Annotated in this window: 23 protein-coding genes and 1 tRNA gene; 7 read left to right on the forward strand and 17 right to left on the reverse strand. The window is 36.5% G+C overall.

The features are described from left to right. The 3 genes from LF886_RS15125 to LF886_RS15135 form a co-directional block, all read right to left on the reverse strand. Nucleotides 1–1,023 carry a sensor histidine kinase gene (locus LF886_RS15125; RefSeq protein WP_236850297.1) on the reverse strand — a complete coding sequence of 341 codons (1,023 nt, stop codon included), beginning with the start codon at nucleotides 1,021–1,023 and terminating at the stop codon, nucleotides 1–3. Between the two features lie 69 nt (nucleotides 1,024–1,092). Further along, nucleotides 1,093–1,833, reverse strand: coding sequence for a hypothetical protein (locus LF886_RS15130; protein ID WP_236850298.1), 741 nt, complete (start codon nucleotides 1,831–1,833; stop codon nucleotides 1,093–1,095). Between the two features lie 227 nt (nucleotides 1,834–2,060). Continuing rightward, complete coding sequence (locus tag LF886_RS15135) at nucleotides 2,061–2,519, reverse strand: hypothetical protein (RefSeq protein WP_236850299.1); 459 nt, start codon at nucleotides 2,517–2,519, stop codon at nucleotides 2,061–2,063. Between the two features lie 414 nt (nucleotides 2,520–2,933). Between LF886_RS15135 and LF886_RS15140 the strand changes: the two genes are divergently transcribed. Beyond that, complete coding sequence (locus tag LF886_RS15140) at nucleotides 2,934–4,502, forward strand: hypothetical protein (protein ID WP_236850300.1); 1,569 nt, start codon at nucleotides 2,934–2,936, stop codon at nucleotides 4,500–4,502. Nucleotides 4,503–4,582: 80 nt separating this feature from the next. Here the strand turns inward: LF886_RS15140 and LF886_RS15145 are convergent, their stop codons facing one another. Beyond that, the gene (locus LF886_RS15145) at nucleotides 4,583–4,951 is read right to left on the reverse strand and encodes a VOC family protein (protein WP_236850301.1); all 369 of its coding nucleotides are present in this window, start codon (nucleotides 4,949–4,951) and stop codon (nucleotides 4,583–4,585) included. 16 nt (nucleotides 4,952–4,967) lie between these two features. Further along, a complete protein-coding gene (locus LF886_RS15150) occupies nucleotides 4,968–5,843 on the reverse strand; it encodes an alpha/beta fold hydrolase (RefSeq protein WP_236850302.1) in 876 nt (291 codons plus the stop codon). Between the two features lie 306 nt (nucleotides 5,844–6,149). Here LF886_RS15150 and LF886_RS24145 point away from each other — a divergent pair, with 306 nt between their 5' ends. Next, nucleotides 6,150–6,275 (forward strand): hypothetical protein, encoded by a 126-nt coding sequence (locus tag LF886_RS24145; RefSeq protein ID WP_410685636.1) that lies wholly within the window; start codon nucleotides 6,150–6,152, stop codon nucleotides 6,273–6,275. A 28-nt stretch (nucleotides 6,276–6,303) separates the two neighbouring features. Then, entirely contained in the window at nucleotides 6,304–6,450 is a 147-nt protein-coding gene (locus LF886_RS15155; protein WP_165835290.1) for a bacteriocin-like protein, read from the forward strand. Between the two features lie 226 nt (nucleotides 6,451–6,676). Here LF886_RS15155 and LF886_RS15160 read toward each other — a convergent pair. The 8 genes from LF886_RS15160 to LF886_RS15195 form a co-directional block, all read right to left on the reverse strand. Continuing rightward, a tRNA-Ser gene (locus LF886_RS15160) sits at nucleotides 6,677–6,761 on the reverse strand. A gap of 216 nt (nucleotides 6,762–6,977) precedes the next feature. Further along, nucleotides 6,978–7,472 carry a hypothetical protein gene (locus tag LF886_RS15165; RefSeq protein WP_236850303.1) on the reverse strand — a complete coding sequence of 165 codons (495 nt, stop codon included), beginning with the start codon at nucleotides 7,470–7,472 and terminating at the stop codon, nucleotides 6,978–6,980. Between the two features lie 374 nt (nucleotides 7,473–7,846). Continuing rightward, nucleotides 7,847–8,365 carry a hypothetical protein gene (locus tag LF886_RS15170; RefSeq protein WP_236850304.1) on the reverse strand — a complete coding sequence of 173 codons (519 nt, stop codon included), beginning with the start codon at nucleotides 8,363–8,365 and terminating at the stop codon, nucleotides 7,847–7,849. 12 nt (nucleotides 8,366–8,377) lie between these two features. Then, on the reverse strand, nucleotides 8,378–13,135 hold the full coding sequence (locus LF886_RS15175) for an RHS repeat-associated core domain-containing protein (protein ID WP_236850305.1): 4,758 nt from the start codon (nucleotides 13,133–13,135) through the stop codon (nucleotides 8,378–8,380). Nucleotides 13,136–13,153: 18 nt separating this feature from the next. After that, nucleotides 13,154–14,413 (reverse strand): tetratricopeptide repeat protein, encoded by a 1,260-nt coding sequence (locus LF886_RS15180; protein ID WP_236850306.1) that lies wholly within the window; start codon nucleotides 14,411–14,413, stop codon nucleotides 13,154–13,156. A gap of 5 nt (nucleotides 14,414–14,418) precedes the next feature. Further along, entirely contained in the window at nucleotides 14,419–16,581 is a 2,163-nt protein-coding gene (locus tag LF886_RS15185) for a type VI secretion system Vgr family protein (protein ID WP_236850307.1), read from the reverse strand. 556 nt (nucleotides 16,582–17,137) lie between these two features. Then, on the reverse strand, nucleotides 17,138–18,904 hold the full coding sequence (locus tag LF886_RS15190; RefSeq protein ID WP_236850308.1) for a S41 family peptidase: 1,767 nt from the start codon (nucleotides 18,902–18,904) through the stop codon (nucleotides 17,138–17,140). Between the two features lie 74 nt (nucleotides 18,905–18,978). Further along, a complete protein-coding gene (locus LF886_RS15195; RefSeq protein WP_236850309.1) occupies nucleotides 18,979–19,482 on the reverse strand; it encodes a DinB family protein in 504 nt (167 codons plus the stop codon). A gap of 148 nt (nucleotides 19,483–19,630) precedes the next feature. Between LF886_RS15195 and LF886_RS15200 the strand changes: the two genes are divergently transcribed. From LF886_RS15200 to LF886_RS15210, 3 genes are all read left to right on the forward strand, one after another. After that, nucleotides 19,631–20,767, forward strand: a complete 1,137-nt coding sequence (locus LF886_RS15200; protein WP_236850310.1) for a tetratricopeptide repeat protein — start codon at nucleotides 19,631–19,633, stop codon at nucleotides 20,765–20,767. Nucleotides 20,768–20,856: 89 nt separating this feature from the next. Then, on the forward strand, nucleotides 20,857–21,180 hold the full coding sequence (locus tag LF886_RS15205; RefSeq protein WP_236850311.1) for a nuclear transport factor 2 family protein: 324 nt from the start codon (nucleotides 20,857–20,859) through the stop codon (nucleotides 21,178–21,180). A gap of 113 nt (nucleotides 21,181–21,293) precedes the next feature. Beyond that, the gene (locus LF886_RS15210) at nucleotides 21,294–21,635 is read left to right on the forward strand and encodes a YciI family protein (RefSeq protein WP_124537182.1); all 342 of its coding nucleotides are present in this window, start codon (nucleotides 21,294–21,296) and stop codon (nucleotides 21,633–21,635) included. 17 nt (nucleotides 21,636–21,652) lie between these two features. On the opposite strand, the gene LF886_RS15215 is transcribed toward LF886_RS15210, so the two are convergent. The 4 genes from LF886_RS15215 to LF886_RS15230 form a co-directional block, all read right to left on the reverse strand. Further along, the gene (locus LF886_RS15215; protein ID WP_236850312.1) at nucleotides 21,653–22,216 is read right to left on the reverse strand and encodes a DUF6624 domain-containing protein; all 564 of its coding nucleotides are present in this window, start codon (nucleotides 22,214–22,216) and stop codon (nucleotides 21,653–21,655) included. Between the two features lie 52 nt (nucleotides 22,217–22,268). Next, on the reverse strand, nucleotides 22,269–22,829 hold the full coding sequence (locus LF886_RS15220; RefSeq protein WP_236850313.1) for an AAA family ATPase: 561 nt from the start codon (nucleotides 22,827–22,829) through the stop codon (nucleotides 22,269–22,271). A gap of 63 nt (nucleotides 22,830–22,892) precedes the next feature. Beyond that, nucleotides 22,893–23,888, reverse strand: a complete 996-nt coding sequence (locus LF886_RS15225; RefSeq protein ID WP_236850314.1) for an MsnO8 family LLM class oxidoreductase — start codon at nucleotides 23,886–23,888, stop codon at nucleotides 22,893–22,895. Between the two features lie 68 nt (nucleotides 23,889–23,956). Beyond that, a complete protein-coding gene (locus LF886_RS15230) occupies nucleotides 23,957–24,313 on the reverse strand; it encodes a winged helix-turn-helix transcriptional regulator (RefSeq protein WP_236850315.1) in 357 nt (118 codons plus the stop codon). 109 nt (nucleotides 24,314–24,422) lie between these two features. Between LF886_RS15230 and LF886_RS15235 the strand changes: the two genes are divergently transcribed. After that, on the forward strand, nucleotides 24,423–25,568 hold the full coding sequence (locus LF886_RS15235; protein WP_236850316.1) for an MFS transporter: 1,146 nt from the start codon (nucleotides 24,423–24,425) through the stop codon (nucleotides 25,566–25,568). The last annotated feature ends 15 nt before the right edge of the window (nucleotides 25,569–25,583 follow it).

Here is a 25,583-nt window from a genome sequence, read left to right on the forward strand (position 1 = left end):
TTATGCTGGAATTATAGGAATGATTACTGAAAATTCATTTTCTGTTTTTAAAATCTCTACCTGCTGATCTGTTAGCAGCGCATACTGCTCTATAAGATTATTCAATGCTCTTCCGGAGGTTTTCTTACTGTTTCGCTTGGGAAGCCTGTTATTAGAAACTGTTATTTTATGATTCAGATCTATTACAATCAAAACCGGATTGGCAAAGGTCCCAATATTATGCTGAACTGCATTTTCCAGCAGCAGCTGCAGTGAAAGCGGAATAATATTCCCTGACGTCTCACTATGATCCACTTTCAAAGAATAAACATTTCCATATTTGTACTGTATCAGTTTAAAATATTTTTCTGCAAAAGCCAATTCTTCTTCCACTGAAATTATTTTTTTATCAGAAACATCCAGAACATAGCGGTATATCTCAGCAAATTCGTTCAAAAAGTCAGAAGCTTTTTGTTTATCTTCTTCAATGAGCTGGTCCAGAATATTGAGATTATTGAACAAAAAATGAGGATTAAGCTGTGCTTTCAGCTGATTAATTTTACTGTCAGATAATGCCTGATGATAAAGAGCCAACTGTTTCTGATAGGCTGTATTCTTTTTATAATAGCGGTAAGCCAGGAAAAAACTCCCGTATATAAAACCACCAATGAGGTCCGAAAAAGTAGAGAGGGTGAATACTTCCTTGTTGAAATTTTTCTCAATGGTCCCAAAGGCCAATGAAATCATAAAGCCTATTATTTTTATCACCAACAGGTAGGTCAAAAGTGAAGAACTGAATATTTTAAGAATATCCGCAATACTGAATGTTGATGATTTCTTCCAATTCTTTACGAAAAAATCCATTACAAAAAAAAGAATACATGCACTGATAAAAGTGGCAACAGCACCTTCCGGAGTAAAGACATATGCATCTAATGTCCTTCTTATAATTATACGGATATGAATAGATTGCAGATAGGCAAACAAAAGTACAAACAGAAGGAAATATCTGTTCTGATTAATCTGTTTTAAAATAGTTTTCATCAGCTTTATGAGTGGTCATTTTTTCACAAAAATAGCCCTATATTTTTACAGAGCTATTTCTTTGTATTATTATTTTTTCTTTTCGGGAAACGAGGCAGTAACATTCCCTTTATCATCTAAGAAATCCAGCTTGGCCTCATTATTTTTATCCACACAAAACCTGGCTCTTGGCTGCCCTTTGCTGTCAAATAAAAACAGTCCGTTATTTTCATCTTTAGTTTTCCCAAGCAACATTCGTGGAGCCCCTCCAATCAGTCCCTGCTGTTCATATTCTTTATATTTTTTCTGTACCGCTTCCGGATCTTTCAGCAGATCCAGCTCTGCCATGATCTCTCCGGTTTTGATTTGTGATTCTTTTGATGGACGATCATTGAAATAAAGCCCACTGGATACTATTCTTTTATCTCCTTTTCTGTAATCCTGAGTCAGCAGCTGCATCACCTGATCTCCGTCGTACTGATCATAGGTAAGCGATAATCCAGAACTGTGCCCGTTCTTATTTTTCTGTCCGTCATAGATAAAACCACCACATTCAATCCCATCTTCATTGAAGAAAAGCATCCCAGACCGTTTCTTTCTTGTTTTATTGGTAGGACTTCCATTGATCTGGTCTTCTCCGTTAGGAAATTTCCCGACATTGGTAATAATCATTTTTACAGTACCGTCTTTTTCAACAATATTGATTCTTTCGACATCTATTTCAGTAAATTTCTGATGCCCGTCTGTTTTGAATGCGGAAGCTGTTAAAAAGACAAGTCCAATGACTGCTGCGAAAGCAAATGTTCTTAAAAAAATTAATTCCCTGTTCATCTATTATAGTATTAACTGTTTCTATTTTGATAGGTCAAAACTATTAGAACCATGGCTCTTATTCAAACCGAAAACAATGGACTAAGGAAATAAAGAAATAAACGGACGATTTTTACAGATGAATATACAGAGACTCTTTTTCTGTAATCAGGATCAATTCAACCAATAAAAAAATCCGCCACTCTATATGACGGATTTTCTATTATTTTTAAGCTTTTTTAGACTCATTAATTCGCAGCCGGATCAATAAGCTCTGTTGTAAGCCCTAATGACTTTAAGAGATTTTTACTGTCAAAAAGTAAGGTTGCATAATGTTTTCCTTTCTTAAAAATCAGTTTTGAACCGCCAGGAAATTCACTGCCGGCATCAAGCTTTTGGATCTTCGGATTGTATTTACTCAATTTAACTTTACTATCATGCAATGTACTTTTGTTGATGGTAAGACCAAAAGGCAGCCCTTCTACGATCAAATATTTATTGTCTGAAATAGTGAAAAACATTTCATTCACCGTATTATCTTTTCCCAGACTGCAATAAAGTTCCAATCCTGTTTTTGTAGGCCATTTCGCATACTTTTCTTCATTGGCATCTTCATAGAACACCGTTTTTACATTCAAAGCCTTTGATATTTTATCGGTGGTTTGTGGGAAAATAAATTCAGAATTTTTGTCTAATAAAGAGTTCAAAGCAGCTGTTTTCTGGGAAAAAGCAGTTATACTTACTAGTTGAAAAAAGATTATCAGAATTAAAGTGAATGGTTTTGTCTGCATAGGACTATTTTAACATTTTAATGATTGGATGGCTAAAGGTATTAAAAATACGCTATCCAGTTTCAATATTTTCCTAAATCACCATAGAAAAAATCTTTTTCACTTCCCAGCAGCCTCTTTACCCTTTCCATTTTTGAGGACATTATTTTTCATAAAATCATTTTAATACGACGAGTTTTGGCGTTGTGGTGGGATAAATTTGTTTTCATAAATAAGAACAGAAACACCAATATTCAAATTTTAATTTATGAAAGATCCCCCTCTAAAAAGTAAACTTATCCATTGTATACAATTCATTACCAATCACAATAATTTTTAAAACAAAACAATATGAGCATTCCAATCAGCGACGTTGAATATCTATACACGAATGATATTCTTGTAGGAGATATCCTTAAAAGAACCGATTTAAAATCAGGAATTGATTTAAATTACAGAGAAACCACTATATGGCATGATAACACCCCCATTCTTCCAACAACGGTTTTAGATGGCATTATTTATAGAAAGTTTGGCGACAAATATTATAAATTACAATTTTCTGGACCATTAGATGCCAGATGGTTTGGGCTTCAAGACCAGACAGATGGATGGGCAGCTCTTACAAAAGGGGTAGATATGGCAGCAAAACTGCATGTTCCCTTATACATACCAGCAGGAAATTATGCACTTTTTAAAGCTTTAATACTTCCTAATGAGGTCGAAATTATAGGAGATGGAACTGGTAAAACAGTGATTAATAATGGTTATAGTCCTGTAGAAGGAGGAATCATGCTTAAAACATCAGCTCATAAGCCTCAATATATCAGATTAAGAAACATGTCTTTTAATGGAGCACAAGTAGATCAATGGTTTGATGTAAATTCTGATGCCATCGATGGTGATCAATCTTTTTTTGAATTTGAAAACATTGATGTTTATAATATAGAAAAGGGAAAAGGATTTGTGTGTCATATCCCTTTTCAGATCAATATTTTCAAAAATGTAGGTTTTTATAATGTAGGTACTCCTATTGAATTAAACGGATGGACCAGTAATTTCAATGCTTTCCATAACTGTAATTTTGGTGGTAAGCGAATGATCATTATTAAAAATCAGAGCGAGGCTAATACCTTTTATTCCTGCAGATCAGAAGGAGGAGGAGTAGCAGGAGATGCAACCCCTACTATTGAAGTTGAAAATGCCACCAACCTGAAGTTTATCGGATGTTATTTTGAATCTACCGGTACCAATCTCTTAAAAGAAATAACATCTCTGAATGGAGTTACTTTCGACGATTGTCATTTTTCAGGAGCTGTAGGTAACCCATGGTTAGATTTTCATTTTTTATCAGAAGGCACTGTACATTTTATAAATCCTTTTTTCAGTGTGTCTGATGGATTTGTTTCTAAATTTACATTAACGGGCGGCATCCAGGCTGGCAATATAAAAAAATTAAAAGGGACTACGCAGATCCTGAACAATACTCCTCAGATTTCAGAATTTATCATTTCAAATAAAAAACTTACCTCTAATGCAAATAAAATTGAAATCTTCAAAATAGAAATTCCAAACGATGATATTATAGCAAAAAACTTCAAACAAATCAGCGGAAAAATAAAAATTGATTCCTACACATTTATCAACGGAGGATTCACATTCAGTGATGATTATGAAATAGATATCCTATTGCCTTATCAAAGCGGCTATCCTATCACACTTCAAAAAAATATCAGACAGATCTTCCATACCTTATTTACGGCAGATGTTGAGATTGTAACCAATAATAATATTGTCAGCGTCTTCGTCAATATGAACAACCCAAACCAGCTGGATATTGTAAATTCATTATGCACCATAAAAGTGGAACTTTCTAAAAATACATCAGAAGGATATAAGGATTTTGAAATTCTGATCTAGAATCATATGAATTTCTGATGATAAAGATGTACAGATCTTTCGATCTGTACATCTTCTTGTAAATAAAATCCATCAATTCCCTATAGAGTTTGCTGTAAATTAAACACTGTTCCCGCAGGATCCGTAATCCAATGCATATTTTCAGGAAGTTTTTCAATTTCGTCACAGGTTTCTATGCCATTTGACTGCAAATATTCTGTTGCTTCTTCTATATCAGGAACTATAAGCTGTAACCAGGTTTCGGAATGGGTGTAGTTGTCCACACAATCTAACCAAAGGACGTTATTCCCGAATTTCACTTCATGGGTTCTGGAAATCGTGGGATTATTAATCGGTTTTTCCTCAACTTCAAACTTTAAAATATCTCTGTAAAAAGCAACTGTTTTTTCATATTTATTTTTGGGAATTTTTATGGCGATATTGATTCCCGCTTCAAATTTTGTATTCATAATACTATTTATCAGGCTATTTTAAAAAACCATTCAGATAATTCAGAATCGTTGTGGTCTGCATCATCAGGCTGACATGGCTTTGACCAGGAACAACTGCCAACTGAGATTTAGGCATAGCGCCCATATCAGCAGCAATACCACCGCCTAATAATTTATAGGTTTTTGCAAGCTCTATTTTATCCAGTCCATCATTGTCCCCGGATATAATTAAAACAGGTGCTGAAATTTTAGAAATATTAGAATCTCCCAAATCAAAAGGCTGTCCGGCAGCAGCGATCATCTGCTCTAAGAATTTTGTCCATTTTGTCTTATCAGGGGCTACAGCCTCATATCCGGTTTGCAGAGGACTGTTCATAAAAAAGGCAGGTTTCATTGTTTTAAAAGCATTACTTACTTCAGGTATCCAGCCACTGCTTTTATAGGTTGCTGAAATAATCACCAGCTTATTTAGCCTTTTGGCATTCTGTATAGCAAACTGGTAGGCAATGGCTCCCCCAAAACTATATCCTACGACATCTGCTTTATCAACTTTCAGATAATCCATTACCCCTGCTACATCACTTGCTAACGTGGCATGCGATAATTTTCGTTCTGAAAAAGGGGTGTGTCCATGTCCCTGCAGTTCAATAGCGATTACTTTTCGGTTTTTTGAGAGCTCAGGAATCAATTCTCCCCAATTCATATCAATGGTCATAAAGGCACCATGCAGTAATACAATGGGCGCTCCTTGTCCATACACTTCATAATACACTTTAATACCATTAACAGGGGCATAGCCACTCTCAGAAGGTTTTATTTTCTGTCCATATAACTGTGATGTTGTACACATACTGATTGCAATGATCAGTATTGTTTTCAACAGATTGTAGAATTTGAATACATTTTTCATACTATTATTGGGATTTGAGGTTAGTTAAAAACTTTTAATCAAAATTACCAAGTCATGATGAAAACTCACTTGTCACAGGACAAGATTTTATCTGGATGAGACCTATTCTTTATAGATCTTGTTTAAACAAGTATTCCGCGCTTTACACAGATTATATTTTTACCTGATTTCAGAAGAATTACAATAAAATATCACACAAATAATTTAATTAAAGATAAATATTTTCAATATATTTTTATTTTGGTTGCTAAAAATTGATTAATTTCGAACATCACTAAACCTAAATATTATGAAAAATTTAAAAAAATCGAAAGACAGGAATTGAAAACAATTAAGGGTGGTATTGATTGCAGAGGCGGTCAATTATGTTTAATCAGCGGAAAATGGCAATGCATGCCATATGATGGATGTGGCGGTGGAAATCAACCTTAAATCTTAAGTCTAACCTAATTACTTCAGTATGAAAAATTCTAAAAAAATTTCAAGAGATCAGTTGAAAAGTATCAACGGTGGAGCTGTAAGCTGCTCCGAAGCCTGCTGTCCTCCTCCGGGAATAAAAAGATGTCCCTGGGTGATTTGTATTGCTCCCTGTGAGATATTAAGCTAGAAACCTGTATTTTACAAAAGCACAAACCTGTAATTCGTATGAGTTGCAGGTTTCTTTGTTTTTTAAATTCTTATTCTTGAGTCAGCTTTTTTATCCTTAAAAATTTACTAAATGTGGTCAATTACCATTTTTGCTTTATAGAAAATAGGAAAAAAAATGTGGGAAAGGAAACTTTAATAAAAAAACAAAACCTACTGATGATCAGTAGGTTTTGTTTTTATACTCGCGGAGAGAGAGGGATTCGAACCCCCGGACCTGTTACAGTCAATAGTTTTCAAGACTATCGCAATCGACCACTCTGCCATCTCTCCTTAAACTCCGGTTATACCGTTGTTTTCAGTGGTGCAAATATAGAAAGTTTTTTATTACTGACAAAATATTTTTTCAATAAAATTTGAATTTCTATAATTTTACAGAAAACTCCGTTTTTTCAGGCTTTCAAAACAAGAACATTAACAACTCAACATCAACCGATTAACCACAAACAGGGAATATTTCGTTTTTAACATTCTTTTTTAACAAATATTTTATCCGTAGTAATATTCTGTGGTAACATCTCCGCTAAAAGCCGGATGCATGTCCTGTTTCTGCATATTCAGCTCAAATAATCTTTCGCCATTTTTATTTCCACCCCGTATTTTTAAAGAATACCATCCGTTTTCCAAGGAAAGAGTTATGCTATTACCTTCATTAATAGAAGCAATATCTTTTAAATATCCAATGCCGACAATTTTCACTTCATTATTAGCGGTCTGAAATATCCAGCCTCGCGACTCCACCTCTGCCTCATCATCATTCAAAATCTTTTCGTCATTCACTGAAACCCGGAATGCATAATAGTCTTCTTCTACGCCTATTATTGGAATAGCGATTCCTGATTTCGTTATTTCATCCCCATGTTCGTTTTCTACAAAATATTTTAAAATATTATTACCCTGAAGATTATTTTCTTCCAGGTATTTTGCTAAAAGCTGTGGACTGAATACCACAAAACCTTTAAGTTCAGAGAATATTTTCTTCATATATATTTGGATTGGATTTGGATTAAATATTTTATAAAGGAATAAGCGATATGAATTTTATGTTATCATTGAATTTTTTAAAATTTTGAGATGACCATTAAACCGGCTCTGTCATCAATCCATATAGTTCCATATTTACTTCGATTTACAACCAGAAGATAGGTACACAACCATGTCCAATATGACAGATCTGCAAACATCCATTTATATGGCTAGTTTACCAAACTTTTCCTGAGTCTCTGTATTCAATATATAGATAATTCATACTTATCTAAAAGAGGTTTAGTTTAGTATACTCTATTACATTATCAATTGTATTTAAAATACTTATTTTGTTTGGCATTCTACTAATAATACGAAAATTATAAATCTAATTATTCTACTTTAACTAATGGAGCTTTATCATTATAAAAATCTGTTTTGAAGATTTTCTTTCCAACCAGTTTTTTTTGATAAAAATAATTATTATGAAGTGCAGAACCACCCTTCACCCCCATTCCAATAAGCTCGTCTTTTTTTAGTTTATTTTTAATTGCATTAAAAATCTTAGAAGTACTTTTTTCAGGTGTTTTTGAAAGAAGTCTTAAATTAATGCGTTCAATACTATCTTCTTTGTCACGCCCTCCTTCTCCCACAATTGCCAATGGGGCATATTCTTCTTGATAAATCATACTTTTGGTAATTTTTATATCCTGAGATAGTATAAAGAATTTTAAAAATTTTCCACGATTATCATCAATTTTATCATAGTTATCACTATTTACCTTTTCAATATAAATATCCTCCTCACTTCTTCTATTTTCAATATAAAAGACTCCATTATTTTTTTCTATAATTTCTTCAACATAAGGATAGAAATCCTTTAATGACATTACTAAATTTATATATGACATATTAATATTTTTTTATTTATAAGCTGAAGCTTTTCCATAGCCTTCAAATGTAACTTCATGACCTGCATTTTTAGCATCTTCTAAGGCAAGTCTCTCTCGAATGACACCAGTTTCACCATCTTCCAATGTTCTTCCAACGTTTATATGATATGTACTTCCATCAGCCCTGTCAAAAGAAGTGTCCATTCTTCTTGTAGGTTTATGTCCGCCTTCAGTATCAATTGTTATTTCAGGTATAGAGCCTCCACCTGAATGTGTTATGCCTGGTTTAGCTGTTTCTCTTGCTATGATTTCATCAATTTTAGCATTATGATCACCAGTTCCTTTACTCTTCGGGCCTGGCTTTTGATAAGGTGTACCATCTTTTTTGGTTTTTCCAGCCCATCTTTGCCCAGCTAAACCAAATATATCTAAATAGTTGTTAGAATCATGAACATATGCATAAATATTATAACCTCCATCGATATCTATTGGATCTTTACTAATATATAAACCACTGTTTACATCATAATACCTTAACCTATTATAGCAAAGATCAATTTCAACATCATAGTACTGTCCCTGATAACGGAAAGGCACAAAATTTCCAACACCTATTTCAACTTTTATATCTCCATAAATGTTGAGTTCTCTCTCCCAAATCTTTTCTCCTTTTTCAGTGTAAACCTGTATTGGCGTTCCTAAATAATCATTAACAATCGTGTAACATTCATTATCTATTATTTTCGCACTCGGTACATGACTTCCTCTTTCATACACCCAGGTCACCACATTCTCCACAGGTTCTTTTCCCACAATGACATTTCCGTCATCATCTACAACCGTTACAGGAACTTCTTCAGCATCATAACTCCATTCATGCAGAAGAACATTACCATCCCAAATATAACGAGTTATTTTCTTTAGGCCAATTTTTGAGGTTCTTCTTCCGAGGGCATCATACTCAAAGCTTACATCTTTGCCGTCGGGGCGTTTTACTTTGGCCAGCATTCCGTTAGCATTCCAGGAATACGCCCAGTCTCCGGAGGACCATTCCGGGTTTTGGATTTCTGTTGGAGAGTCTTCGTTTACATTGGGTAAATCAGCTCCATCCGGCAGTTTCGGGCTGTTCAGCCAATCTGAAGCAATGGTTTTATAATAAGGATGTGTATTCTCTTGTTCTTTTTTATGCTCCGGCTTGGCATTGTTGATTGGCCGTTTACTTTTTAACAATAAATTTCCTTCTTCATCGTAATGATAAAACCAGTTTTTATCACGCATCAGCTTTCCTCCTTTGTCGTAGACGCGGTCAGTCTGCCGGGCACTTTCATATAAGCATCCCGTAGCATCCGGATTTTTGTACTGTACCTCTCCGTTCGAATATTCTGCAGCAACAAGGCTTCCGAAAGCATCGTAATCAAATCTTGTTCTTCCGCCCGTCACCCTGTCCAGCGTATGCAGCAATCGGCTTCCGGCTCCCCAGTCGTAATCTTTATGGAAGGTCGTATTGGTTTTATTCACTGTTACTTTCTGACTTACCGGCATTCCGATATGGTCAAATTCAAAAGTACTTTCTATCCCGCCAGTCATTTCACGGGAAAGTATTTGTCCATTCCGACTGATCTCAAGATTCATCTGCCAGGGTGCATGCACTTCCGGAGTAGCGGCAGTTACTGTTTTAAGCTGTCCCAGATCATTATAAGAATAGTCTACTTCGGCTCCTAAGCTACTTTTCAAACCGATCAGATTTGCCTGACTGTCATATTCATATTGAATGGTATGCGCACCCTGTTTTTCACTGGTGATCTGTCCTAATTTATTTCTCTGAAAACTAACACTATTATCTTCATTATCTGCTTTGATCAATAATCCTGAAGTGTCATACTGATAGGCTTCCCAAGTTGCGTCCGGATAATGGGTTTGTGTTATTCTTCCTGCCAGATCATACTCATAAAAGATATTTTTCCCGTGAGGGGTCCTTTTTTGAGTAACCAATCCGTCTTTATCACGAACAAAGAATTTTTTCTGCCCCTCAAAGCCTGTTTCTCCTATGATTTCATTGTTATTATTTCTTTCAAAAGAGTAGATCTCTCCTTTTTCATTGGTGATGCTCATTAAGTTCTCGTAAGCATCGTATCCAAAAGCTAAGGTTTCTTCTTTTTTACTGGTAATCGCATTCCGGCGAACCTGTCTTTTCAGGCTTCCCATAGGAGTATAGCTCATCAACCATTCTGCTCGCCCATCTGTAGCATAAACCGGAAGATCATAAGCATCGTAACGAACTTTTAATGGTAGCTGTCCCTGTTCATTCACTTCTACTACTCTTCCCATTTTATCCCTGTTCCATAGAATCCTGTTTAAAGGTTTCGGACTGAAGACCAGCAATCTTCCATATTCATCATACTTCCAATATTGTTCAGCTCCAATGGTATTGGTCAATTGAATAAGCTGACCTCCGTTATTATATTCGTAAGAGGTTGTCACATTTCCTCTTATGCTTCTTTCGGGAAGTCTTTCCCCATCGGCATATTCATAATAGACGCGTTCTTCTGCAGCATCAGTATGGCTTATCATCCTTCCAACCTCATCATAATTCCATGTTTCAGAAGTTCCTGAAGGTGAGAAACGAGCAGTCACCTGTCCGAATTCATTGTACTGATAATGATATTCTTCTCCATCGGGACTATGGAAAGTCTTAATATTTCCCATTTCATCATAGGTATATCCCTGAACCCGTCCTTCCGGGCTTCCTATCATCTTCAACTCGTTATGCGCTGTAAAATCATACCATGTTTCCCCACCCTCTCCATTTACTTTTTTGTAAACAAGAAAGTTTTCATCGTAATAATAGCGTTCGGTTTTATTGTTCTGTTTTGGATATAGTACTTCTGTAAAACCTTCGTCATCATTATAAAAAAGCCTACCTTCCATGTACCCATCCACTCCTTTGGTATGAACTACTCTTCCTTCTGCATCATATTCCCACTGATAGCTCATTCCGTTTCTGTTGGTTCTTTTCACCACCTGGTTTTTCCCGTCATATTCAAAGGCAATTGCCTTTTTGTGAATATCCCAGACATGGGTAAGATTTCCAAGATCATCATAATCATAACGAACCTGCATATCTCTCTGTTTTTTATAACAGTAATATACTTCCGTTACTTTTTTAAATTCAGGATGAATAACAGTTTCTATACTGAATCCACTCTTCACATCCTTTATACTTTTCAGGACAATGCTACGGTCTTCATATTCATATTCTCTGATGATGCCGTCTCCATATTCAATACGGATCACCTTATAGATTGTTCCTTCTGTAATATGATGGAAACCTCTGTAAGTGTAGATATCAGTTCCTTTCCGGATCACCCAAATACTGCTGCTTGGCCTGTACTGCCATATTTTCTGATCTCGGAAATAGGTCATTTCTTCTCCGATTTCAGGTGCGGGAATCAACATTGCAATATTCTCATAAGGATGCATCCATCCAGCAAACTTATTGCCCTCTTCAGGAAGAATAAAAAGATCATGATTATTAAAGATACCGTTTCCTAAAGGCCCAAAATCATAAGGTCTGTCACTATGCCATACATTTCTCCATTGTAAAGGAGTGCTTCCCTGAATTTCAAAATCATCCCATTCAAAAACCATAGCTCCTGTAGCAAAATTAACAGGTTCCAATCCCCAATGACATAATTTTTTAGATAAAGCATTGGCAAATTTAAATTTATTGAATGGAGCTTTTTTAAGGACACTATTATTCAATTTTTTTAACCCATTCGCTCCCAGTTTCCCTATTTTCTTAGTCAGACTTCTCATTAAAAACATCCCTGCAAGACGCATCAGCATTTCACCGGGTGTATAGACATGAGGAACAAAAGCTCCTCCCACCAATACAGGTCCTCCCGTATTGATCTGAATATACATACTTGAAAAATTATTATAGAAGGCAAAGTAAGCCAACGGATTTTTCTTTGGTTTGTCCGGCATTGCTGGCAACATGGTCATTCCGAAAGGAAATCCCATACAGGTAAGAACCTGCTGAGGCTGGTTTCCACTCATTTTACTTCCCTGCGCCAAAACAGTTTGTGAACCATAATAGACTTCTCCTTCGTGTGGAGCCTCCTGCGGAAAAGGAATGAGGTATACGGGAATCAATGAAGTGATATGCCTGAACGGAATTACCACTCCCATTACACTTGTAGTAGTAGTTGCCTTGTGTCTTCCGTGAACGTATATGGAGCCTCCCATCGGAATGCTTTCCGGAAGAGACGGCATCAGATTCCTTGCAAACTGAGGAATAGGAATCGTAATGGTAATATAATCCATGATGTCAAAAACAATTCCGATAAACGGATGCGGCAATGGCAGTGGGATGAGCATGAATGATGGCGGCGGCGGAATCAACGTCCAGTGGATATCAATGGCCAGCACAATATCAAAATGCTTACTCGTATGCTGAATCGCAGTAGAAGGCATTGCCGGAGTGTTGACTTTAATCAATTTTATTTTACTTTCCGGAGCTGCTTTTTCTGCTGTCACAGCGCTTCCTCCACCTCCTCCGCCACTAATTTTCTCAGGCTGTGCACTGTCTCCTCCAGCTAAGGATTTCACCATAGAAACCGGATTCAGGGAGTCAGCATTATTTTTCATCCCGTTCTTCCAGCCCTGTGTGGTTTTATCCCAGCTTCCCGAAGTCACATCCGCATTCACCTTTAAAGAGCGGTCCGGATTCATATTCGGTTTTTCAACCTTGATGGGTTTTACTGTCTTTTTATTCAGATCTGCCATGATTCTTTTAATTTGAGATTACCCTGCTTTTGGTTTTTCTACACTTACTCTCCAGTCATCACCAAAATAAGTCTTCATTTCGCTGTCCAGTTTTTGTTTTTTTTCACGATCTCCTTCATATTTGAGAATTAGCATTGACGCCACAAATCGAAGGCTGCTTTGCTCCCGTACTGAAGGATCCATTAATTTTGCTATATCAAGGCATTTTTCAAAATACCTGATCATTTTATCTTTTGTCAAAACAGTATCATTCAGCGTTCCGATGATTCTGTAACATTCAATAGCCATCGCATATTCTCCTATCTTTTGTGCTATTTCTGCAGCTTTTTCAAATATTTTTTCTGCTTTGGATTTTTTGGAATTACTCAATAAATGGCTTCCATAATTCATATACATCTGAATTTCCAAAGGGGAATCGGGTTCTATTTCTTCAAATATAATCTGGTACGTATCTTCTGCTCTCTCTTTTTTCTTGTCTGCAGTATAGGCCTGGGTAAGCATAAAGTAGGCAGAAATCTCTCCCTGTTTGTTCTTTTGCTCTTTAGCCAGTTTCACCGCTGTTTTCAACGCATGTTCTGCTTCTTTGAATCTTTCTTTGCTTAAATGATTACTCGCAATGAGAATCTGCTGCTGAAAATCTGTATCCGGACTGTTTTTCTTCCGGTTGGTATGAGCTGCAGTATTCTGCATTAACTGATGAATATCTACTTCTATTCTAAAACTGTGCGCAGAAGAAATTGGCGATAATGTTCTGTGCGTGTGATGCTCGGCCCAGACCAGTTTAATGTCTTTATTTTCTGATGTTTCACAGATCCTGCACCATTCTTTTACCCACAAAGACAATTCTTCAGTATCGCTGATCCTTAACGGAGCGATGTAGAGATAGATTTTGGAATGTTGAATATTGGGGAAGTTTTTCTTGAGTTCAAGCAGAGGATAAAATGCTTTATAGGCATCTGTTTTAAATGTTTCTTCCGGATTTTTCAACTCCCATTGCGGAATATCTTCTTCGCTTTTTTTCAACATTTCGTAGAACTCAGTCCATTCGTCCAGTAAGGTCTGCCCGAATGAATTCATCCCGTTAAATTCCTGATAATGGAGCAAAAAAACATCATCGCTTTCTTCATCTTCAGAAAGTCTCGATTTGATAAACCCATCAAAAAGATCGGTTTCATGTTTTTCTCCTATACAGATCAGCATAGGTTTCTCCTCATTCTTTGAGACTACTTTCTGCCATTGTCTTTTTAATTTTACCAACTCCAGGTCTACAGGATTCATCTGCGTTAATTCAGTTTTACAGTTCCACTTACAATATTTGTCTCACTTCCGCCGCCGACATTTATTTTTCCTTCACTGCTGAGATTAGCTTCAGTATCTCCTCTCATGGAAAGTGTTTTGGTTCCGATATCCAAGGTCTCTGATTTGATTCCGATTCCTGAAGTAGGATCACCGTCTTCCGGTCCTACTCCCACTCCAATGCTCGATGTTCCTCCGACTCCGATATTGATTCCCTGTACAAATATTTCTTTTCCTTTGATCTGAATATTACCATCTTTATCCATATAAAGAGAACTGCTTCCACAGTTTAGGGTAATGGAAATTTTACTGTCTATGGTTATATTTCCGGCTCCATCAAGAAAAACGGAGTTTTGATCTTTGTCTCTTACTGTAATTCCTCCGGCATCGTCTAAGCTCATGGTATGTCCACTTTTACTGCTAAGACTTTTGATGTTATTTCCGGTTCCGCCACCGCCTCCAACTCCACCATGGAACATTCCTCCCATCACAAACGGGCGGTCAGGGTTCTGATGGGCAAAGTTGACCACTACCTGATCTCCCACTTCCGGAATTGCCATGAATCCTCTATTTTTGCTCACTTTTTCGCTTCCACCACCATCGGGAGTCATTACCCGGATATATTCGCTTGTGGTAGAGCCATTTTGCCAATCAAATTGAACTTTCACTCTTCCCTGATTTAAAGGATCTGTATTGGAGATTACTTTTGCAAACTGAGCATCTGCTTTCGGTGTGTGAAACTCCGGGCGGGGAATAAATCCTGTATCGGAAGCTATGGCCTCAAATGTTCCGGTATAATATCCGCGGGCATCCACCTCATGATGCATATCCATAATCATAAGCTTGGTGAAATAAGTGGTTTCACTGCTTTCGGCTTTTCGCATTTCAATATCAGCAATACATCCAGGATAAAGAAATGGTACTGTGGTAATTCCTGAAATAACAAATACCTCAGAAGCTTTGCTTCCTGCTGTTCCTTTCTGGGAATTTTCCACATCCATAAAAGACACTGCTTTTATAGGAGCCACTCTTAGCGAAGGGGTTGTAAAAGTTTTTTCTGAAATTTCGTAGGCTCTTTTTGCAATATCCGAAGTATGATTAATCTTTGAATTCCCAGCGGTTAATTTTTCATTTTTACTGCTGTTATATCCATAAAATGATGGGTTTACATGCTGAGCTTTCATCTTTATTTTGATATCGCTTACACTGCTTCCATACGTCAGTTTTACAGGTTTTTCCTGAGGGGGAAGTTTCCCGAAATGAAGAACTTCACCATCATAATAAAACTGTTCCCCATAGGCTTCTGCAATTCTTGCCAGATAGTTGTAATGAGTTTCTTCATATTGAGAAGTATAAGAAATATTTCCGTGTGCTGCATCTACTCTGAAATCAAAGCTATTCTGCCCCAGACCTTCTTTGATGACCTGATCTGCAATGCTGTTCAGACTGATTTCCTGTGCTCCTCCAAAACTTTGAATATGTGGAGCTGCATCCAACAGGACTGTAGGACTTGACCCCGTGAGGACAATATTTCCAAGACTTCCTTTCTCCTGGCTGAAACCTACTTCAGTAATCACTCCTACAAAGTTTCTTTCGGGGCCGTCTTCTACATCTTTATATCTGAAAATTACGGTAATTCTTTTACCAAGAAAATTCTGAGCTTCTTCCAGATTATGATTTTCTGAGCTTCCTAATGTATCATGAGCCAACATCAGATCAAATTCGTGATGTTTTACAGCACTTTGTTTTAATTGAAAATGCTTGAAATGTTTGATTACTTTTCCGTCAATCACTATTTCAAGCTGTATTACACGGTTGATTCCTGCTACCTGATTGCCAGGAATTGTATTGGCATTGTAAATTCCGGAAGTAGGCTGTTTTGACCATACTTTGTCTTCTACCAATGTAGGAGGATTAGGCTGTTTAACCTGATTCATAAACATTTGTGAACCGTTCTGAACCATTCCTGTATAGGCTTGAGCCTGAACCATCTTTTCTGTAGCTTTTTTAATGGTTCCACTGGATTTTTTCTGTACTTCCTGAGCAGCTTTGCTGGCCGCCTGATCTGTCAGAGTATCTTTCAGATTGTTTACAGCTGGAATTTTATCTTTGGAAACAGGCATTTTGGGTGAATGATCGTCCTGAAACATAATTATAATATTTTGATTGATTGGGTGTCAAATTTTTTAAGGCTAAAACCTACCTGACGTAAAAACGTTCAGATACATTTTCTTTATCCGTATTTCATTCTGAGAAATAAAATGCGGATATTAAGATCAAAACAGGGTATATAGTAATTGTAAAAAGGTAAAGCAGAATATTGTATCTACTTTACTCCCTGTTAAATTCCTGAATTTATGGGTATGCTATGCAAATTTTAATCATTATTAATTTTTTTTGTAATTGATTGGTGGTATTACAAAGATAAAACGGTAATTGCTATTCAAAAAATTTTCGTAAGCTAATCTGAAAATTTGTAGTAGTTCTACGACTTTTCCTAAATAATTCTAAAGCAAATGATTAAAAATAATAATTAAACAACTCTATATCAGATCAATATTTAACAATTTTTAATAAATAAAAACATCATATTTATCACTTAAAATGGAAATAATATAAAATTATTTTAAATTTCAGCAACAATAAAACCCTCTGAAATAATGAATTTTCAGAGGGTTTTATCTATAATACTTCAATGAATGATTTTTACGGCTTTCTAAGCTCTGAGACTTTTTTGAGATAAACATCAGTCTGATCCAGAAACTCCTGGTCAGTCTCCTGAACTTTTATATGGGGTATAATCCCCTGTCCTCTTTTCTGATCCGGAAGATCCTGTGCATCCTGAATCACATGAACAATAGAAAATCCTGTCTGGATGCCGGTATTGGGAAGTTCATATACCAATGGAAGATGCCCGTTATGTTCGTAATACCCACCTACTGTTTCTTTTCCGATTACTACTGCATTGGTGTAGGATTTAATCAATGAGGCAAGATGTGAAGCTGCAGAAGCGACACGCTGATCTACCAGCAGATAAAGCTGCCCTTTAAATGTTCTTTCATTAGGCATAATTAAAGGATTTTTATCATCTGCCCAGTAATATTTTCCCTGAACATCTTTAGGATAAAGCTGTTTCAGATAGGCATTCAGTCCATGCTTATCCTGTACTCCATTGGAAAGAAAAAGAGAAGTGATGATCAGTTTCTCTTCCGTAGGCACTTCATTGAACTTAGTATAAGCATAGTGGCTGTCACGGAAAGGTCTTTGGGTAAGATAAGAGAATACTTTTTCATACAAAGCTCCTGTACCTCCGGTATTTCCTCTAAGATCAATAATAAGGTTCTTTATTTTCTCGCGTTCCAGGGTATCCATCATCTGATCAAGGAAAACACTGAATTTTTTATACGCAGGATCTTCTTTTCCGGTTGCAAAATCAAATCCTCTCAAAGATAACCGGTATATTCCATCTCCTTCTTTCGTAAAACTGTATTTTTCGGAGAGTAGTTTTTTGTCAAAAGTTAATGAATGTCTTGAATCCTGAAGCTTTTTAAAGTTTTCTAATGAGATTCCCGGTAATGAAACTTCTTTTATATTTCCATTCCATTGATAGCTGATGACATAGTTTTTGTGAGTCCCGAATTCTATATAAAACTTGTCCAGCATACCTCTCTCAAAACCCGTTGTTTCTTTGTAAGACATTGAATATCCGTCAGAAAAATAATATTTTGAAAAACGGCTAATCATTTCTTTCGCAGGAATTCCATTGATAGAAAGGATTTCGGCACCTAAAGGTAATGCCACATCTTTTGAATCCTGAAGCAGACGGCCATCCATATTCTTCAATGTAATGGGTAAATATTCCGGTTTTTGAGTGAGGTAATAAGAAGCGTGGTTGGGCAGATCTGTGTAGTTATGACAGCTTCCTTCAAATCCGGTAACATTGGCAATAACTTTATAAAAATCGAAAATATTTTTGCTGTTTCGGGCTTCTATCTCAGCCTGCTGATAAATGCTGTCAATCTGTTTTCTGGTTCTGTAGACATACAAGCCTGAGTTGGCTTTTTCTCTGATAGAGCGGAATGTTCTAAGATCTTCCACAAACTGGTCAGGGCTGAACCGCCCATCCAGTATAGTTATATTTTTAGATTCCAAAATGGAAACTTTAGCCGTTTTACTTTTCTCAGCATAAGATTTAGCCCAGATTTTAAGCTCATATTTTTTCCCTTTTTCCGGGGTAAAGTATAAACGTTCTACACTTTTTATTCCTCTGGAATCATCCTGTTCTTTCAATTTCTTGCCATCCATGAACAAGGCAACCCCCAAATTCGCATCTGCGGACTGTACCGAAATCCATGAAGGTTTATGAGACTGGGGAGCATATTTTAAAGTATCTCTCGGTTTCAGTTCTGAATGCGTCTGTGCATAAGCACTGTTTAGTAACAGCACTAGAGGAATGATGAAAGGTCTGGTCATTACTATTTTTTGAATGGACTAATATACAAATTAACCCCACCCGATTAAATAGCCTTCAATGATTGCTTTTAATCCTATAATTTCACACTCATTTCCTGAACTTCTTCCGCAGAAAATCCGTAGATCTGGGGTGTTTTTACATCCAGAAGATTCAGATAGATATATAATTCTGCTCTGTGATGAATTTCATGTTCTATCATGGCACGAAGCCATTTCCATATTGAAATTTCGTTGTTAGCCGGAGTTAAGCATTTACGGGTAAGATCTTCATCAGATAGTCCGTTGATAATTTCCAATGTCTGTCTATGCATCTCATTGAAAAATGCAACACTATTTTCATAGCCGTCAGCCAGATCTTTTCCACATCCCGGATAGGCACTTTTTCTTCCGGAAATAGTTTCCCCATACATATACCGCTCAATAGCAGCAATATGTCTTATCTGGTCGCCAATCGTAAATTTCCCGGATTTATAGGAAAAATCAATGTGTTCGGGAGGAACCACTTCAATAATACGATGGGTTCTTTCTCTTATCTTTTTATAATAATCCAGGAATGATTCTACAGTTCTTATTTCCATATCTGTCTTACTTTATCTGATCATATTTTTGTAAAGTGATGTTTCAATTTTTAACACAAATTATTCGTAAAATTAGTAAAATCCCCAATAAGTGATTATAAAATTTGGAATCTTATTAAATAACCAATATTTTAGTTAAAAAATAACCATGATGAAAACAGGAATTTGTTTGTGTCTATTTGTATTAGGCTTTAACAAAATCACAGCTCAATCTGCAAAAATTGATAATGAAAAGCTTCTTGAATATTATGAAACACAACGGTATGCCGATGCAGCCCGATATCTGCAAAGCATATATCCGGAAGACACTCAGGATATGAAAGCTCTTTCACAAATTGCCTATTGTAATATGATGGCAGGAAAACTTCCTGAAGCTGAAAAAAACTACCTGAAAATCAATACAATTCAACCTAACAATATGACTACTCTATTCAGTTTGGCCGGGATCAATTCCAGACGGGGCAATGTTTCCAATGCTAAGACTTATCTTCAGCAGATCATTCAGCTGGACAGTCTTAACTTTAATGCTTATAAACAGCTTGCAGCCTATGCAGAAACTCCAAATACAAAATTGAATTACCTTAAAAAAGCCAATGCTATAAATTCTATAGATCCTGATGTGTCTTATGATCTTTCTATGGTTTACAATGGACTCAAACAATATCAGCCAGCCTATGATGTATTGAAAATAGCTATTGCTTCTGACACGGAAAACTTCACTTTGCAGCAAGCTCAGTTATCCATCGCCAATCGGCTTGGTAAATATACAGAAGTAATTGAAACAGGGGAAAAACTCTTGAAAAATCATGCAGATGTAAATGTGATGAACGATATGGGACAAGCTTACTTTTATGTAAAGGATTATCAAAAGTGCATCAGTCTTTATAAAATACTTGAAGAAATGGGGGTACAAAATGAAGGCATCTTGTATTATATGGCATTAAGCTACCGCGAACTGAAAGATTATAACAATGCTGCAATCTATGCCCAAAAGACCATTGATGAAGCGATTTCGGATCACACGACTCTTTATTATGCAGCACTAGCGGGTATTTATGAAGCGAAAAATCAATATAATGATGCTGTAACTGCTTATAAAAGAGGGCTAACCTTTGGTACCAGCAATATTATTTATTACCGCCTGGGGCTTCTTTATGATCTCAATCTAAAACAGCCAAAAAATGCCATAACCTATTATCAGATGTACCTTAAAAACAATCCGGATCAGGAAAAGGAAAAAGAGCAGATCGCTTATGCAAAAGGCAGAATTCCAAGCTTAAAATAGTAAAAATTACGAATCTTTTTGTGACTACAATCACAGATGAAATGCTATGCGACCAGCTAAATTTGTATTTAACAATAAAAATAAGACTTATGAACAATACAGCAGAACAGTTTATCCAATATTTAAATGAGGAAAATTTTGACATGGCAGAAAGCTGTCTTGACCATGATTTTAAATTTATTGGAGTACTGGGAAAAAGAGAAGGTGCTTCTGTTTATATCACAGATATGAAACAGATGAAGTTTAAGTATGAAATTCTCAAAACTTTTACAGCCGGAGAAGACACATGTCTTTGGTATTCTATTGATATGGGAGAAAAAACGGTAGAAGCTTCCGGATGGTATCATATAAAAGATGGAAAGATTCATTCATTAAAAGTTTTGTTTGATCCCAGACCTTTATTAAACAACTAAAAGAATGAAAGGATAGGATTATACTCTATCAGCTGAAGGATCGATTTAAAATAAAATTAAAAATTCTGTCCCTATCGTGGAGTTTTAATCGTCATTATAAAAAGAATTTAAACATGAAAGAATTTGCATTGATCTTCAGACTGAAAGATATTTCTGATTTTAAACCTTCCCCGGAGCAGATCCAGGAACGTATGAACTGGCTGGGAAGTATTGCTGCTCAAAACAAACTGGTAGATAAGGGAAATACTCTTTTACCTGCACCGGGAACTGCAAAAACAGTAAAACCGGATAATATCGTAACAGATGGTCCTTATACCGAAATCAAGGAGTTCATCAGCGGGTATATTATTGTACGGGCAGAATCTATTGATGAAGCGGTAGAAATGGCTAAAGGAAATCCTATCTTTAAAATCGGGGGGAATATTGAAGTGCGTGAAGTGTTAAAAACTAATTAGGGAGACTGAAAAAGGCTCTAAATCCATCCTGCTTTTTTTCTCCAAACTGTATAATCAGCATCTTTACTCTCTATTTCCGGAATGTTCTGAACTTCCGGAATTTTATTGATTTCTTCTTGAGATAATTCCGGCAGGTTTGCCTTTTTACGTTCTTTATTTAAGTCTTCTTTATTTTCTACAGGATAAATCATTCCCTCAGCCGTTAATTGTGTCCCATATCTTTGCGGCTTACTTTGAAAAAACTGAATACGGTCGTATAAATAAGCTTTATTGACTGGATTAATATCATTACTCTCATTCTCCATCATGGTATAGCATTCTTTCATAAATTCCGGCTCACCAATAGCATGCTGGATGATCAGCCAGGCTGCATCACTTGCTTCTTTACCTACTTTTGAAATGGTGGGATAACCGATTTCGGTTATAATTTCCCTAAGCCTTTTTGCATTGGCTTTATGAATATTTTCCATTTCAGGATGATAACCGCCGGATAATTCTCCTGCTTTTAGCAGCTTTTTTCTGACGGACAGATCTTTGTCAGCCAGTTCAATGAGTTCTTTTTCAAAAGGAAGATGGTTCATATTATAGATGATGAATGATAATTGATAGATGATAGATGATGAGATAATTAATCTAATTATTACATGAAATAAAATCAAGGATGAAGCGTACTCTGTTTTCAACTGCAGCTTTCGGGACTTCTATGGGACTATAATCATATTTCTGATAAATTTCTTTCATGCATTCAAATGTAAGTATTGCTTTTTCAAAGGTTTGTTTTCTTTCGGGATCATTTTCATAAATCTTTTTCCATGGTGGAAGAATGAATACAGTGCTATTATAAACCATTTCTCTGGCTTTTAATTCCATTGATTCAGGAATGGGAATATTTTCAAGCCTCATGTACCCCAGCGTATCCAATATCCCACGGTCAAAGAAAACAGGTTTCGGATGGGTGATCTGAGTTATTTTTTGGTAATTTTTTACAGACTCTTCAAACATCAGATGGGCAAAAAGTTCCTTATCCAACCATGGAAGTCCCTCTCCACCGGAATGGATCTGTTCTTTTATGATTTTCCTACCTTCTTCAGGAACAACCGTCAGTCCGTTTCTATTGAATTCATCCAGTAAGGTCGTTTTTCCCGCTCCGGGACCACCTGTAATGATATATAACATTGAATTTTCCTGCTTCATAGGGCTATTTTATTTTTTAAAACACCCCTTGCATACAACAGTAACTTCAGATATTCTGCGGGGTTATTTATTATATTTAATGATACTTTTATAGGTATAGATTCGATCTTTCTCACGGTGCATATTGCACAATATCAGGAGATCATCCGTATTGTATTTCTCTGAAACCTGCTGTAATCTCTGATCAACAGACTGTGGTGTTTCGATTATAATTCTGTCTAAAATTGTAAAAAACTCATCTTCATCTTCAGTTCCCAATATCTTTTGCTCTATATCTTCAGAAGAAAGAACGGCATTCGGGCTGGCTAGCTGGCGGGATTGTAAAAACTGATAGGCCATCCCATACGCATTCCGTCTGGCTTCTTCAATACTGTCTGCTACCGACACAGCCACTGCAACCTGCAGAGGAGGCTTGGAAAAATACTGGCTCCCATCAAATTCTCTGAGATAAGCCTCTGTATTTTCCATTCCGTTTTCACTGTTCATAAAAGCGGCAAAAGAATATCCTATTCCATGTTTTGCGGCTTCTTTTGCAGAAGTCATCCCTGATCCCAGCCACATGATTTCTGGAATATGCTGTACTTGCGTAGGTTGTGCAATAAGACCCTCATATACTCCTTTTTCATCCCTGATGAACTGAATAATTTCTTCCAGTTTCGTTTCCATATTAGACAGGACGACGGGTTTATGATTATTCAAAGCCATGACAGCATCTTTTAATCCACCGGGAGCTTTTCCCAATCCGAGAATAAAACGTTCGGGATATACGGTTGACAGCATTTTGGCCCATTCTGCAATTTTATAAGCCGAATAGTTTCTCATCATAATTCCGGCTGTTCCTATTTTGATGCGGTTTGTTTTGCTCAGGATAATAGCTGCTAAAAGTTCAGGACTGGAGCTTCCATAGGCTTCTACTCCATGATGCTCGGAATACATGATGCTGTGAAACCCTGTCTCTTCAGCCAATAAGGCAAGATTAATACTGTTGGTCAATGCAGATGCAGCAGTCCCCCCCATTGCTAAAGGTGACTGGTCTAATATCCCTAATTTCAGCTTCATTGTATTGAAATAGATTTTATGTGAAGGTATGAAAAAAGCTATTATTTAATAGAAAAACAGGTGGCTTTTCATTCTTTAGGCGGAAAGACAATTCCTTCATCTTTAATCAGATCGTAGCCAAATGTCATAATGGTTTCAATGACCGGAATGGCTTTTTTTCCTTTCTCTGTAAGGCTGTATTCCACTTTTGGAGGAACTACGGGATATACTTCACGGTGAATCATGTCTTTAGCTTCCAGCTCACGCAGCTGGCTGGTCAGCATTTTATCCGTGATATGGGGAATATCCTTTTTAAGTTCGCTGAAACGAAGCGGTTTCTCCTGTAATCTCCACAAAATAGGCATTTTCCAGGTTCCTCCGATATGGCTTAATGCAAATTCAATGGGGGTATAATACAGTCTTTTATCATGGAAAAACTCAGGCATAGGAATCGTTTTTTACAGTTACACTTTCAAAAAGGTGAGTATAGAACTAAAAGGTAAGTATATAGCTTTCCGATAGTCTATTCTGCAAATTTGCAAAAAAATAATGAAAATGAACAGAAATCTTTATGTACTGGCTTTAGGTGTTTTCGGAATTACGACCACTGAATTTGGAGTCATCGGTGTACTCCCCGAAATAGCATCTGCATTCCGGGTCTCTATTGAAAAAGCAGGATGGCTGCTGAGTGCTTTTGCCTTGATCGTTGCTGTTTTTGGTCCATTTATGCTGCTTGCATTATCCTCTTTCAAAAAGAAAAGTCTGTTGATTTTTTCCCTATTTATTTTTGTTGTGACCAATATTCTGTCTGCCTGTATGACCAATTTTTATGTGTTACTTGCTGTCAGAATGATTCCTGCATTTTTCCATCCGGTGTATTGGTCTATTGCTTTATCTGCTGCGGGAGCAACTTCAGATCCCAAAGAGAAATCAAAAGCGGTGAGTATTATTTTCTCCGGGCTTACCCTGGCAACGGTACTGGGAGTTCCCTTGGCAACTTTTATGTCTGATCTGTTTTCCTGGCAGTCTTCTTTTGTCTTGACAGCTTTTATTAATGGAGTTGCTTTGATAGGGGTTTGGTTTTATTTGCCTTCTATTCCAACGACAAAAGACGTATTAAAGAGGTTTCCTACTGAAATCTTTCACAGTAAGCTTTTGTGGATCAGTCTTTTTCTTGCATTTTTCATCATTGCAGGCATGTATTCCACGTATGGCTATATGGCTGATTTTCTTCAGCATGTGACTAAGATGAGCGGAAAACAAATCAGTCTGATGCTGTTTTTATTTGGCACTGTAGGGATTGCAGGAAATAAAATAGCAGGAAAATATATGAGCCGGTATCCGTTTCAAACCACTCTTCTGTTTTTGATTTTATTATCCGGGATTCATCTGTTGATCGGACATTACGGAACTTTTATCACACCTATGATATGGATTATCGGATGTTGGGGATTGGTTCATTCCGGAGGTTTTCTGATCAGCAACATCAATATAACCTCCTCTACTGCATGTTCTTCTGAATTCATCAATAGTATTTTTACTTCTTGCGGAAATTTTGCAGTAACGGCAGGGACTTTGTTCGGAGGGTTTTGGATTTCCCGTTATGGCATTGAAAACATAATAGGGTGCAGTATTATCAGTATGATTTCAGCGCTTATTATGCTGATCGTAAGAAAGAGATATGCAAAACTTACGCTTTAATACAGAAAAATCAAT

The organism is Chryseobacterium sp. MEBOG07 (assembly GCF_021869745.1).
GTDB lineage: Bacteria > Bacteroidota > Bacteroidia > Flavobacteriales > Weeksellaceae > Chryseobacterium > Chryseobacterium viscerum.

Excerpts from the sequence above, each read along its gene's own strand:
- LF886_RS15125 (WP_236850297.1), bottom strand. The coding sequence starts at position 1,023 with ATGAAAACTATTTTAAAACAGATTAATCAGAACAGATATTTCCTTCTG.
- LF886_RS15130 (WP_236850298.1), bottom strand. The coding sequence starts at position 1,833 with ATGAACAGGGAATTAATTTTTTTAAGAACATTTGCTTTCGCAGCAGTC.
- LF886_RS15140 (WP_236850300.1), top strand. The coding sequence starts at position 2,934 with ATGAGCATTCCAATCAGCGACGTTGAATATCTATACACGAATGATATT.
- LF886_RS15145 (WP_236850301.1), bottom strand. The coding sequence starts at position 4,951 with ATGAATACAAAATTTGAAGCGGGAATCAATATCGCCATAAAAATTCCC.
- LF886_RS15150 (WP_236850302.1), bottom strand. The coding sequence starts at position 5,843 with ATGAAAAATGTATTCAAATTCTACAATCTGTTGAAAACAATACTGATC.
- LF886_RS15155 (WP_165835290.1), top strand. The coding sequence starts at position 6,304 with ATGAAAAATTCTAAAAAAATTTCAAGAGATCAGTTGAAAAGTATCAAC.
- LF886_RS15165 (WP_236850303.1), bottom strand. The coding sequence starts at position 7,472 with ATGAAGAAAATATTCTCTGAACTTAAAGGTTTTGTGGTATTCAGTCCA.
- LF886_RS15170 (WP_236850304.1), bottom strand. The coding sequence starts at position 8,365 with ATGTCATATATAAATTTAGTAATGTCATTAAAGGATTTCTATCCTTAT.
- LF886_RS15175 (WP_236850305.1), bottom strand. The coding sequence starts at position 13,135 with ATGGCAGATCTGAATAAAAAGACAGTAAAACCCATCAAGGTTGAAAAA.
- LF886_RS15180 (WP_236850306.1), bottom strand. The coding sequence starts at position 14,413 with ATGAATCCTGTAGACCTGGAGTTGGTAAAATTAAAAAGACAATGGCAG.
- LF886_RS15185 (WP_236850307.1), bottom strand. The coding sequence starts at position 16,581 with ATGTTTCAGGACGATCATTCACCCAAAATGCCTGTTTCCAAAGATAAA.
- LF886_RS15190 (WP_236850308.1), bottom strand. The coding sequence starts at position 18,904 with ATGACCAGACCTTTCATCATTCCTCTAGTGCTGTTACTAAACAGTGCT.
- LF886_RS15195 (WP_236850309.1), bottom strand. The coding sequence starts at position 19,482 with ATGGAAATAAGAACTGTAGAATCATTCCTGGATTATTATAAAAAGATA.
- LF886_RS15200 (WP_236850310.1), top strand. The coding sequence starts at position 19,631 with ATGATGAAAACAGGAATTTGTTTGTGTCTATTTGTATTAGGCTTTAAC.
- LF886_RS15205 (WP_236850311.1), top strand. The coding sequence starts at position 20,857 with ATGAACAATACAGCAGAACAGTTTATCCAATATTTAAATGAGGAAAAT.
- LF886_RS15210 (WP_124537182.1), top strand. The coding sequence starts at position 21,294 with ATGAAAGAATTTGCATTGATCTTCAGACTGAAAGATATTTCTGATTTT.
- LF886_RS15215 (WP_236850312.1), bottom strand. The coding sequence starts at position 22,216 with ATGAACCATCTTCCTTTTGAAAAAGAACTCATTGAACTGGCTGACAAA.
- LF886_RS15220 (WP_236850313.1), bottom strand. The coding sequence starts at position 22,829 with ATGAAGCAGGAAAATTCAATGTTATATATCATTACAGGTGGTCCCGGA.
- LF886_RS15225 (WP_236850314.1), bottom strand. The coding sequence starts at position 23,888 with ATGAAGCTGAAATTAGGGATATTAGACCAGTCACCTTTAGCAATGGGG.
- LF886_RS15230 (WP_236850315.1), bottom strand. The coding sequence starts at position 24,313 with ATGCCTGAGTTTTTCCATGATAAAAGACTGTATTATACCCCCATTGAA.
- LF886_RS15235 (WP_236850316.1), top strand. The coding sequence starts at position 24,423 with ATGAACAGAAATCTTTATGTACTGGCTTTAGGTGTTTTCGGAATTACG.